11 protein-coding genes and 2 tRNA genes are annotated in these 10,711 nt (G+C 40.5%); 12 read left to right on the plus strand and 1 reads right to left on the minus strand.

The window, feature by feature from the left end; translation table 11 throughout:
* The first annotated feature begins 487 nt into the window (after positions 1 to 487).
* The 8 genes from AB986_RS18225 to tsaD all read left to right on the plus strand — a co-directional run bounded on the left by AB986_RS18225 (position 488) and on the right by tsaD (position 5,855).
* Positions 488 to 1,627, plus strand: a complete 1,140-nt coding sequence (locus AB986_RS18225) for a trans-sulfuration enzyme family protein (RefSeq protein ID WP_048313060.1) — start codon at positions 488 to 490, stop codon at positions 1,625 to 1,627.
* Positions 1,628 to 1,759: 132 nt separating this feature from the next.
* Positions 1,760 to 1,836: transfer RNA gene (locus tag AB986_RS18230), tRNA-Met, on the plus strand.
* A gap of 135 nt (positions 1,837 to 1,971) precedes the next feature.
* Positions 1,972 to 2,047: transfer RNA gene (locus AB986_RS18235), tRNA-Asp, on the plus strand.
* Between the two features lie 205 nt (positions 2,048 to 2,252).
* Positions 2,253 to 3,224, plus strand: a complete 972-nt coding sequence (gene thiL / locus AB986_RS18240) for a thiamine-phosphate kinase (RefSeq protein WP_048313061.1) — start codon at positions 2,253 to 2,255, stop codon at positions 3,222 to 3,224.
* A 9-nt stretch (positions 3,225 to 3,233) separates the two neighbouring features.
* Positions 3,234 to 3,704: a tRNA (adenosine(37)-N6)-threonylcarbamoyltransferase complex ATPase subunit type 1 TsaE gene (gene tsaE / locus AB986_RS18245; RefSeq protein ID WP_048313062.1), complete on the plus strand. Its 471-nt coding sequence runs from the start codon at positions 3,234 to 3,236 to the stop codon at positions 3,702 to 3,704.
* On the plus strand, positions 3,685 to 4,380 hold the full coding sequence (tsaB, locus tag AB986_RS18250) for a tRNA (adenosine(37)-N6)-threonylcarbamoyltransferase complex dimerization subunit type 1 TsaB (protein ID WP_048313063.1): 696 nt from the start codon (positions 3,685 to 3,687) through the stop codon (positions 4,378 to 4,380). Before tsaE ends, tsaB begins: the two co-directional genes overlap by 20 nt.
* Positions 4,381 to 4,390: 10 nt before the next feature.
* A complete protein-coding gene (gene rimI / locus AB986_RS18255) occupies positions 4,391 to 4,849 on the plus strand; it encodes a ribosomal protein S18-alanine N-acetyltransferase (protein WP_048313064.1) in 459 nt (152 codons plus the stop codon).
* The gene (gene tsaD / locus AB986_RS18260) at positions 4,839 to 5,855 is read left to right on the plus strand and encodes a tRNA (adenosine(37)-N6)-threonylcarbamoyltransferase complex transferase subunit TsaD (RefSeq protein WP_048313065.1); all 1,017 of its coding nucleotides are present in this window, start codon (positions 4,839 to 4,841) and stop codon (positions 5,853 to 5,855) included. The genes rimI and tsaD overlap by 11 nt, the downstream gene beginning before the upstream one ends.
* Before the next feature lie 398 nt (positions 5,856 to 6,253).
* On the opposite strand, the gene AB986_RS18265 is transcribed toward tsaD, so the two are convergent.
* A complete protein-coding gene (locus tag AB986_RS18265) occupies positions 6,254 to 8,173 on the minus strand; it encodes an ABC-F family ATP-binding cassette domain-containing protein (RefSeq protein WP_048313066.1) in 1,920 nt (639 codons plus the stop codon).
* 284 nt (positions 8,174 to 8,457) lie between these two features.
* On the opposite strand from AB986_RS18265, the gene moaC reads away from it, so the two are divergent.
* Genes moaC through tatC form a run of 4 tightly spaced genes read left to right on the plus strand, consistent with a single transcriptional unit; the run spans position 8,458 to position 10,615 of the window.
* Positions 8,458 to 8,940: a cyclic pyranopterin monophosphate synthase MoaC gene (moaC, locus tag AB986_RS18270; RefSeq protein ID WP_048313067.1), complete on the plus strand. Its 483-nt coding sequence runs from the start codon at positions 8,458 to 8,460 to the stop codon at positions 8,938 to 8,940.
* 39 nt (positions 8,941 to 8,979) lie between these two features.
* The gene (locus tag AB986_RS18275; protein WP_048313068.1) at positions 8,980 to 9,618 is read left to right on the plus strand and encodes a redox-sensing transcriptional repressor Rex; all 639 of its coding nucleotides are present in this window, start codon (positions 8,980 to 8,982) and stop codon (positions 9,616 to 9,618) included.
* A gap of 20 nt (positions 9,619 to 9,638) precedes the next feature.
* Positions 9,639 to 9,821: a twin-arginine translocase TatA/TatE family subunit gene (locus AB986_RS18280; protein WP_048313069.1), complete on the plus strand. Its 183-nt coding sequence runs from the start codon at positions 9,639 to 9,641 to the stop codon at positions 9,819 to 9,821.
* A gap of 20 nt (positions 9,822 to 9,841) precedes the next feature.
* The gene (gene tatC / locus AB986_RS18285) at positions 9,842 to 10,615 is read left to right on the plus strand and encodes a twin-arginine translocase subunit TatC (protein WP_048313070.1); all 774 of its coding nucleotides are present in this window, start codon (positions 9,842 to 9,844) and stop codon (positions 10,613 to 10,615) included.
* The last annotated feature ends 96 nt before the right edge of the window (positions 10,616 to 10,711 follow it).

The raw sequence follows: 10,711 nt of genomic DNA on the forward strand, positions 1-10,711 counted from the left end.
GAGATCCATGAGGATCTGGCATCGCGCAGCTGACGAAGAAGTTCGCCGCTTATCGCGCCCCGTGTGAGAACACGGAAGTTAAGCTCTCGCGCCGATGGTAGTTGGGGGATCTCCCCCTGCAAGAGTAGGACGTCGCTGGGCAATGATGAAAAGTCAGAGATCAAATGATCTTTGGCTTTTTTTGTGTGGTTTAAGCTAGCAAACACTGCTTTCAAATGGAATCGCGGATATAATCTCAAATTCGCGGATAAAATGGTGGGAATCGCGGATATAATTCGATTTTCGCGGATATATCGAAAATATCGCGGATAAACCCTCCCAAAAGCACCGTATAGCGAAAAGCAGACAATAAATCTCTGGTATTTTAGTCAAAACAGCTATCCACAAATCAATAAATTGAAAATTTCGAACCGAATCTCTTGATAAACACCATTAGAAGACGTACAGTTAATGAAAAAGAATTTTACATAGCGGAAGGGGAAAATAAATGGATTTTCATTTTGACACAAAAGCGGTAAACTTTCCAAGAAAAACAAAAGGAGATACCGTTAGTAAAGTAAAACCAATTTATCAAACGTCGGCATTTGTATTTGAAGACCTGGATGACCTTGAATCTTTTTACGAGGGAAAAAAGGATTATTTATATACGCGTGTAAGCAATCCCAATACAGATGATCTTGGAATGGGAGTAGCAGATCTTGAAGGAGCACCTAAGGGCGTTGCAACCTCCTCTGGACTTTCTGCTATTCTGGCTGGTGTTCTCTCTGTAGTTAAAGCTGGAGATCATATAGTAGCATGTGAAGACTTATATGGGGGAACCTATTCCCTTTTTGCTGGAGAGCTTCCTGACTTCGGAATTGAAGTATCGTTTGTTGATTTTACAAAAAAGGACGAAGTAGAAAATGCAATCCGTCCTAACACAAAGTTGTTGTACACAGAGTCTGTTACGAACCCTCTTCTTCGTGTAGAAGACTTACAAATGCTAAGTGAGATCGGTGAAAAACACAACTTAGTTACGATGGTTGATAATACATTTGCTACTCCTTATCTTCTTCAACCTTATCGCATAGGAATTGATTTAGTTGTGCATAGCGCAACTAAGTACATTGGCGGACATAGTGATGTGACTGCAGGTGTTATAGTAGGAAGAGAAGATCTTCTTGCAAAGGCGAAAGCCAAAGTAATAAACCTTGGTGCTAATCTAAGCCCGTTTGAAGCTTGGTTAGGTTGTAGAGGGTTAAAAACGATGAGTGTGAGAATGGAACGACATGTGAGAAACGCTGCTTTTCTTGCAAGTGAGTTAAAAGGTGTAGAAGGAATAAAGAATGTTTATTATCCCGAGTACGTTTCTGAAAGAGGAAATGGAGCTATGGTTTCTATTGAGTTAGATGAAGGTACTGATGTAAAAACATTTTTTAAATCACTTGATTGGGTTAAGATCATCCCAACACTTGCAGGGTTAGATACCACTGTATCTTATCCAATCGGCACATCACACCGAACGATCCCTGAAAGTACGAGACAAAAACTAGGTATAACAAAACAACTTGTTCGTATATCTGTTGGAATCGAGAATGAAAATGATATTGTTGCAGCATTTAAACAAGCTGTTGAAAAATCCCTCTAGTAGGGATTTTTTCTTTTTTTTACTAATGCTTGCATTCATTAGATTTATCTGGTATAGTATTATTTGTGTCCAAGTAAGACACTAATTGCTTTTCAAAATGAAGCAAGCAAATCATCATTTATATTATATCGTCGCGGGGTGGAGCAGTTCGGTAGCTCGTTGGGCTCATAACCCAAAGGTCGCAGGTTCAAATCCTGCCCCCGCAACCAATAACCAAATTTTCACTACGCCGAGTATGCTTCTACGTTAAAATTTAATTCGGAGTCCATTAGGGGCAACCTAAACTCATAACTTGGTATTATTACTCACAATCGTAAGTGTACAGTTTTCAAACATTACATACTGGTCTCGTGGTGTAGCGGTTAACATGCCTGCCTGTCACGCAGGAGATCGCGGGTTCGATTCCCGTCGAGACCGCCATTTTTTTAAGCGAATTGTTCGCTTTTTTTTTATACACTCAGATAGGTAAGTGCTATGTGTACTAAATGAGTGATTGAAAAGAACAAGTTTTTCTAAAGAATCATGTGAATTTACTCTTAAGTAAGATAAACTAATAGATAGAAAAAGCACCTTAGGATGAAATTCCTAAGGTTTTTTTATAAAATGGAAAGAGAGATGAGTTGGATTGAAAGATGAGTTTGCATTTATACAATCCATCACGCCAGCTTATTCATTTCGTGATGAACTAATTAATGGCATTGGAGATGATGCTGCTCTTTATCGTATCGGTGCAGAATGTGATGAGATTGCTTGTACAGATACGATGGTGGAGGGTATTCATTTTAAGAAGGATACAATGACTCCTTTTCAAATAGGTAGGAAAGCTCTAGCTGTAAACGTTAGTGATGTAGCTGCTATGGGTGGTATTCCGTTATTTTATCTTGTTTCCCTATCAGTTCCTAATTCAGGGTGGTCTACGAGGCAGCTTAAAGAAATTTATAGAGGGCTAAAAGCACTTGGTGATGAATTTCAAATGGACATGATAGGAGGGGATACGGTTTCCACTAGAAGTGATCTTCATATTTCGGTTACGGTTATCGGGAAGATCGAGAAAGGGCGCAGACTTCTTAGAAGTAACGCAAGGCCTGGAGATGTTGTCTTTCTAACTGGACCGGTCGGAGGTTCTGCTGCTGGTCTTTCGTCTTTATTAAGTGGTGATACGAATTCTTATATTTCCTATCATCAAGAGCCTAACCCTCGTGTTAAGCAAGGGCGCATTCTAGCTAAAAGTGATTGCCGCATTTCATTAAATGATGTGAGTGATGGAATAGCTAGTGAATCACATGAGATTTCTGAAGCAAGTGGCGTTTCTATTGTACTCGAGCAAGATTTAATTCCTGCTCCTGAAGGGTTTGACGCTTATTCTTCTTTTCAACGGTTAGAATGGATGTTAAACGGTGGAGAAGATTACGAATTAATTGGAACCGTAGCTGAGGCGGATTGGAAAAATGTTGAGAATCTTTTTCTTAAACAAAAGGAATCAATTTATAGAATTGGCTATGTTGAAGATAAAAAGCCGGGTGTATGGATGAGTTACAAAGATCAAAAATTTAAACTGGACAAGAAGGGCTATAATCACTTCTCGTCTAAGGAATAGGTGATGGACATGAGTGGATATGCTTTCATCATGAAATCTCCAGAAGAAACGATGGAGTTTGGGGAGAAGCTTGCAGAGAAGCTTAAGCCAGGCTGTGTTTTAACGCTTGAAGGAGATCTGGGTGCTGGCAAGACGACGTTTACAAAAGGGATTGGAAAAGGTCTTGGTGTTACGAAAATCGTAAACAGTCCAACTTTTACAATCATTAAAGAATATGAAGGAAACATCCCCCTTTATCATATGGATGCCTATCGTCTGGAGGAGAGTGATGAGGATCTCGGTTTTGGAGAATACTTCGAAGGCGAAGGCGTGACTGTAGTGGAGTGGGCGAAATTCATACATGATATGCTCCCAAAGGAGCTTCTAAGGGTAGAAATCTATCATCAAAGAGAATCAGAACGTAGACTTATTTTAAGGCCATTTGGAACTTTCTATGAGTCGGTGTGTAAGGAGTTGCAGCATGAAAGTACTAGCGATTGATTCTTCGAACTATTGTATGGGCGTAGCGATTATGGATGGAGATACGATTATCGGTGAGATTATTACAAATCTGAAGAAAAATCACTCTGTTCGGTTAATGCCTGCTATTGACCAATTGCTTGAAGAAGTCGGATTAAAACCTAATGAACTTGAGCGGATCGTAGTGGCTGAAGGTCCGGGGTCTTATACTGGATTAAGGATTGGGGTTAGCATTGCCAAAACGCTAGCGTGGACCTTAGGAATACCACTTGTAGGTGTTTCTAGCCTTGAAGTGCTTGCGCAGAGTGGTCGATACTATACAGGGGTTATCGTTCCTTTTTTTGATGCGAGACGAGGACAGGTTTACACAAGCCTTTTTAAGTCAGAGGGAACGTTCGTCCAAAGACGAACAGAAGACCAAATTGTATTGCTTGAAGACTGGCTGAATGAAAACAAGGATAAATATGAAAGCTTCTTATTTATTAGTAACGATTTAGCTATTCATAAAGAGACAATTGAATCAATCCTTGGAAACAAAGCGCTTTTTGCGCCAGTTAGTAGTACAAATGCTCGTCCATCAGAACTTGCAAGAATTGGATCTAGTAAAGAACCTGTGGAAGATGTCCATCATTTCACACCGAACTACGTGAGACTGGCTGAGGCTGAAGCAAAATGGCTAGCTTCACAAAAAAAGTAGGGGATTAGAAATGAACAAAACGGTATCCTTTCGGTCGATGACCGTGGAAGATATAGAAGCTGTCATGCGCATTGAGAAAGCAACATTTCCAACTCCCTGGAGCAGAACAGCCTTTTATAATGAAGTAGTCATTAATCATTTCGCTACATATCTTCTTCTAGAAGTAGGAGAAGAGATAGCGGGATATTGTGGTGTTTGGGTGATTATCGATGAAGCGCACATTACAAATATAGCTCTACACCCTGATTATAGAGGGATGAAGCTTGGAGAAGCGCTTTTAAAAAGAGCGATTGACTTTGCGAAATCACGCGGTGCGCTTAAGATGACACTTGAAGTAAGAGTATCAAATACAATTGCGCAGAATCTGTATCGGAAATATGGTTTTGAAGAAGGTAGCATTAGAAAGAATTATTATACGGATAATCAAGAAGATGCGCTAGTGATGTGGGTGAAATTAGATGGAAACTAATCAAGAAATAATACTTGGAATTGAAACGAGCTGTGACGAAACGGCGGTTGCCATTGTTAAGGGCGGGAAAGAAGTCATTGCTAACGTGGTAGCTTCTCAAATTGAGAGCCACAAGCGGTTCGGGGGAGTTGTACCTGAAATCGCGTCCAGGCATCATGTAGAACAGATGACCCTTATTCTAAAAGAGGCTCTTGACGAGGCTAAACTCTCTATGGACGACATTGATGGAATAGCAGTGACGGAGGGACCTGGTTTAGTAGGAGCTTTGCTAATTGGTGTAAATACAGCCAAAGCACTGGCTTTTGCACATCAGAAGCCACTCATAGGTACACATCATATTGCGGGGCATATCTATGCGAATCAGCTTATGACAGACCTAACGTATCCATTACTTGCCCTTGTTGTCTCAGGAGGCCATACAGAACTAGTTTATATGGAAGCTGAAGGTGAGTTCAAGGTAATTGGAGAAACGCGTGATGATGCAGCTGGTGAAGCTTATGATAAGGTAGCTCGAACATTGCAGCTTCCTTACCCAGGTGGACCCCATATTGATCGTCTTGCACAGGAGGGAGAGGAATCAATTGATCTTCCACGTGCGTGGCTAGAGAAAGGGTCATATGATTTTAGCTTTAGTGGTTTAAAATCTGCTGTCATTAATACTGTTCATAACGCGAAACAGCGGAATGTGGAATTGAAGCCAGAAGATCTTGCAGCAAGCTTTCAAGCATCAGTGGTAGAGGTTCTCGTAACGAAGACACTTCGAGCAGCGGAAGAGTATGGTGTAAATCAGGTGCTTCTTGCTGGAGGTGTGGCAGCTAATAGTGGTTTAAGAAATGCTTTGAAGGAAGCGTTTGACGGAACAGGTGCTGAGCTTGTCATTCCGCCTCTTCATTATTGTACGGATAATGCTGCGATGATTGCAGCGGCGGGAACAATTGCTTACCGAAAAGGCAAACGTTCTTCTTTGCAACTGAACGCGAATCCGGGATTAGAACTGGGAATCTAATCCCGGTTTTTTTATTTGGCTCTTTACGTAGATATAGCTGTGATAAGAGTGGGTTGATTTCCGCTTCAGGATGGTTTTATTCTCGATTTTTCACTCGAACGAGCCAAAAATCAACACTGTTCATTAACATAGCCTTATTTTTAAGGCAGAATGTTAAAACGAACAGTTATTAACACCTTGTGTGCAATGTGGATAAATTATACGAATCTGCATCAAAACTCGATTTTATCAATACGTCTCTTATTGTGTGTAAGTGTGTATCTTTCTGTGGATAATGTGGATAAAATTTGAGGGACAGGTAGTAACGAGCTTCTTTCTGTTGATAAGTATGTGGATAGTGTGAATATGTCGGAAAATTTTCTATCTAAAGAAAAAACAGTCCACTGTGGACTGTTTTTCTAAGCTTCCTGTAATTGTTCCCATTCTTCCATTAACATTTCTGCTTTTTGACGAAGTTGATCCATTTCTTCATTTAACTTCATTACTTTCTCGTGGTCCTCGAAAACTTCCGGAAGGCAAAGCTCTTCTTCGAGTGCTGCCATACGGTTTTCTGCGTTATCGACTTCTTTTTCTATTTCTTCTAATCGTCGAAGCATTTGACGTTCTTGTCGTTTTGTTTCCTTATCTTGCTGAAAGCTTGTTTTACCTGAAGTTTGCTGTTCAGGTTGACTTGTTTGCTGTTCAAGTGCAGCAAGCTCAGCGAGTTCTTGTTTCTTCTCAACATAGTAATCATAGTCACCGAGATAAGCGGTTACGCCATCTGTTGATAGCTCTAATACTCTAGTCGCAATACGATTAATAAAATAGCGGTCGTGGGAAACGAAAAGAATGGTACCTGGGAATTGAATAAGAGCTTCTTCAAGAATCTCTTTGCTATCAAGGTCCAGGTGGTTTGTTGGCTCATCCAGTATAAGAAGATTGGATTTTTGCATCATCAATTTCGAAAGGGCAAGTCGTCCCTTCTCCCCACCACTTAGATCTGAGACGTTTTTTAGTACGTCATCACCAGTGAAAAGAAAACGACCTAGAACAGCGCGTACATCTTTCTCGTCTGTTAGAGGGAAGTCATCCCATAGTTCTTTTAACACGGTTTTATTCGATGTTAAATTGGTTTGCTCTTGATCATAGAAGCCAATTTTTACATTGCTACCATAATGAATATCACCGTCGAGCAAGGTTTGACCAGAAACGATCGCCTTCAGAAGCGTTGACTTACCAATTCCATTTGGACCAACAAGTGCGACGCTTTCCTGTCGTTTAAGATCAAATGTTAAACCCTGGTTAATGATGTTATTAGGATATCCTATTGCAAGTTCTCTCAGGGTGAGAACATCATTTCCTGTTTGTTTATCAATAGAGAAAGAAATGTTGGCTGATTTCTCGTCGCCCTTAGGTTTATCTATTCGGTCCATTCGCTCGAGCTGTTTTCTTCGACTTTGTGCTCGCTTTGTTGTAGAAGCACGTACGATATTCTTCTGAACAAACTCTTCAAGCTTAGCGATTTCCTTTTGTTGTTTATCGAATTCTCTCATTTGTTGTTCGAAACGCTGATCTTTTTCGTCCAGATAGTAGCTATAGTTTCCTTCAAAACGTTCTGCACGATGTCTAGAAACTTCATAGACTTTTGTGACAATCTTATCTAGGAAATACCTATCGTGAGATACGATGAGTAATGCCCCTGAATAATTTTGGAGATAGCCTTCAAGCCACGTAAGTGTTTCGATATCAAGGTGGTTAGTAGGCTCATCGAGAATTAGTAGTTCCGGTTTCGTTAATAGTAGTTTCCCAAGGGCGAGACGTGTCTTTTGCCCACCACTTAGTGTAGAAATTTTCGTGTTAGTATCAAAATCTTTAAAGTTGAGACCGTGTAGTACAGTGCGAATATCTGCTTCGTACTTATAGCCACCCTGGTCTTTAAAGGCAACTTGAAGTTCATCATATTCTTTTAAAATCCGTTGATATTCTGTTTCATTTTCATAAATCTCAGGATTACCCATTTTCTTTTCGTAACGACGAAGCTCGTCTTCCATCTTACGCAACCGATCAAAAACGCCTAGCATTTCTTCCCAGATTGAAAGGTCCGATTCTAGCCCAGTATCCTGAGCCATGTAGCCAATTGAAACATCTTTGGGCTTAATAATATCGCCAGAGTCGTATGAAAGCTGCCCTGTAATCATTTTAAGAAGAGTGGATTTTCCTGCACCGTTCCGTCCAACAAGTGCTACGCGGTCTCGGGATTGTACTTCTAATTTAATATTCGATAAAATGGTATCAGCACCAAAAGATTTGGTGAGTCCATTTACTTGTAGTACGATCATGTTCGTTCACCTCTACTTCTTTCCTTATACGGTAGTTGGGTTGTCCAAGTTGTAAAGGAGCAAAGCAAAAATTCAACTCCAATATCGTTTCATTCCGAGGGTTTGGCAATCTACCTAGTTTCCTTTAAGTTTACCGCAGACGGGATAGGCTGAGCAACTAAAGCAGTGTTCATGATTTAGCAAAAAAATGTCACCAAAAAAACAGCAAGACAGCAAGAAATGGTGTATAGTCACAAGTAGTAGCATTAACCTTCTATCATCTATGGATGAAGAAAGGGGCAGATATGAGTTCGTTTACTCACTTTAATGAAGAAGGCCGTGCCAAAATGGTCGACATTTCTGATAAGACTCCCACTGTTCGAACGGCAACTGCGCTAACGAGCGTGCTGGTGAGTGAAGAAATTTATTCCGGTATCAAATCCGGTACGATGAAGAAAGGCGATGTACTTCAAGTCGCTCAAATTGCCGGAATTATGGCAGCAAAAAAAACATCTGATCTCATCCCTATGTGTCATCCGATAGCGCTTTCTGGCGTTGACCTACATTTTGACTGGCAGGAGACGTCTTCATCTTATAAGCTCATTATCAAGTCTAACGTGAAGACAAGCGGGAGTACTGGCGTTGAAATGGAAGCGCTGACGGCAGCATCAGCGGCTGCATTAACTGTATACGATATGTGCAAAGCGTTGGATAAAGGCATCGTTATCGGGGAAACGTATCTTCTTACTAAAACAGGAGGAAAAAGCGGGGATTACACGCGCGAATAACCTGGTGATGGAGCGCGGAGATCAATATGGAGGTAATGTATGGATATTGATCAGACGAAAATTCCGCAGGCGACAGCGAAGCGGCTGCCGCTATATTATCGATATTTAAAGAATTTAAGTGCATCAGGTAAACAGCGAGTTTCTTCAGCAGAATTAAGCGAAGCTATTAAGGTAGATTCAGCAACAATTCGAAGAGATTTTAGTTACTTTGGGGCCCTAGGTAAAAAGGGCTATGGGTATAATGTTCATTATTTGTTATCTTTTTTTAGTAAGACACTAGATCAAGACGAAACAACAAAAGTAGCTCTAATTGGCGTTGGTAATCTTGGGACAGCCTTTCTCCACTACAATTTTATCAAAAATAACAATACTAAAATTGAATTGGCTTTTGATGCAGATGAAGAGAAAGTCAATCAGGAAATTGGTGGCGTTCCGGTCTATCATATAGATGAATTTACAAAACAGATTAAAGAAAAAGATATATCAGTCGTCATTCTAACTGTACCAGTTCACGTTGCCCAGTCGATTGCAGATCAGATGAACGATACGGGGATTAGAGGTATTTTGAACTTTACCCCAGCTCGGCTAACGGTTCCAGATCATATTCGTGTCCATCACATTGATCTCGCTGTTGAACTGCAGGCGCTAGTCTATTTCATGAAGCATTATCCAGTATAAATCGTAAGGAGGTGACACGCATGGGAATGGGTGGAGCAAGTATCGCTTTAGTTGCAGTTGTTGCTTTAATTATCTTCGGACCAAAGAAATTACCTGAGCTTGGTAAAGCAGCAGGTAACACTCTTCGTGAGTTTAAAAACGCTACAAAAGGTCTTGCAGATGATGACGATGAACCAAATGATAAGAAAAATAACGACAAGTAATCGGTTAGGACGGATAGTGAATGGAGGATCAGACGCAATCCATCTATGATCATTTAGAAGAATTAAGGAAACGAATCATTATAACTGTCGTTTTCTTAATTCTTTCCTTTATTGCAGGACTGTTTCTGGCAAAGCCAGTCATTGTGTTCTTGCAACATGCTCCTGAAGCACAGGGTATTCCGATGAACGCTTTTCATCTCACTGACCCGTTGAAAGTTTATTTCAGCTTTGCTTTTCTCATTGCATTTATCATGACGTCTCCGCTCGCGCTTTATCAACTATGGGCTTTTGTTTCACCAGGACTTTTTGAAAATGAACGGAAAGTAACTTTGTCGTACATTCCATCCGTTTTCATCCTGTTTCTTGGTGGCATATCTTTTTCCTATTTTGTTCTTTTCCCGTTCGTAATCGATTTTGTTGGGAACCTTGCGGAGAGTCTTAATATTCAGGAGATGTATGGGGCCAATCAGTATTTCAGCTTCTTGTTTCAATTAACATTGCCGTTTGGCTTTGTCTTTCAGTTGCCAGTTATCGTGCTGTTCTTTACGAGGCTCGGTATGCTGAATCCAGCTATGTTGGTGCAAATAAGGAAGTATGCTTACTTTGTGCTTTTAGTGATTGCAGGTATGATTACACCACCTGAAATCATCTCGCATCTTATGGTAACTGTGCCGCTTTTACTTCTTTATGAATTCAGTATCATTGTGTCTCGATATGGATATCGTAAAAGGTTGCAAGCTGAAGCGAAACGATTGCTTGAAGAAGCGCAAGAATCAGATAAGGTAGAGCAATAAAAAAAAGCGATAGGACCTCTAAACTGTACCCTTTGTAAAGGACACTTTAAAAAAGGGTTAGGCTGACCTAAGGAGATGATTCCTGTATTCAACAGG

Origin of the sequence: Guptibacillus hwajinpoensis, from assembly GCF_001039475.1 — a bacterium.
Taxonomy (GTDB): domain Bacteria; phylum Bacillota; class Bacilli; order Bacillales; family Guptibacillaceae; genus Guptibacillus; species Guptibacillus hwajinpoensis.

Bases quoted from the DNA above. Each gene is read 5' to 3' on its own strand.
- AB986_RS18225 (WP_048313060.1), top strand. From the start codon at position 488: ATGGATTTTCATTTTGACACAAAAGCGGTAAACTTTCCAAGAAAAACA.
- tsaE (WP_048313062.1), top strand. From the start codon at position 3,234: ATGAGTGGATATGCTTTCATCATGAAATCTCCAGAAGAAACGATGGAG.
- tsaB (WP_048313063.1), top strand. From the start codon at position 3,685: ATGAAAGTACTAGCGATTGATTCTTCGAACTATTGTATGGGCGTAGCG.
- rimI (WP_048313064.1), top strand. From the start codon at position 4,391: ATGAACAAAACGGTATCCTTTCGGTCGATGACCGTGGAAGATATAGAA.
- tsaD (WP_048313065.1), top strand. From the start codon at position 4,839: ATGGAAACTAATCAAGAAATAATACTTGGAATTGAAACGAGCTGTGAC.
- AB986_RS18265 (WP_048313066.1), bottom strand. From the start codon at position 8,173: ATGATCGTACTACAAGTAAATGGACTCACCAAATCTTTTGGTGCTGAT.
- moaC (WP_048313067.1), top strand. From the start codon at position 8,458: ATGAGTTCGTTTACTCACTTTAATGAAGAAGGCCGTGCCAAAATGGTC.
- AB986_RS18275 (WP_048313068.1), top strand. From the start codon at position 8,980: ATGGATATTGATCAGACGAAAATTCCGCAGGCGACAGCGAAGCGGCTG.
- AB986_RS18280 (WP_048313069.1), top strand. From the start codon at position 9,639: ATGGGAATGGGTGGAGCAAGTATCGCTTTAGTTGCAGTTGTTGCTTTA.
- tatC (WP_048313070.1), top strand. From the start codon at position 9,842: ATGGAGGATCAGACGCAATCCATCTATGATCATTTAGAAGAATTAAGG.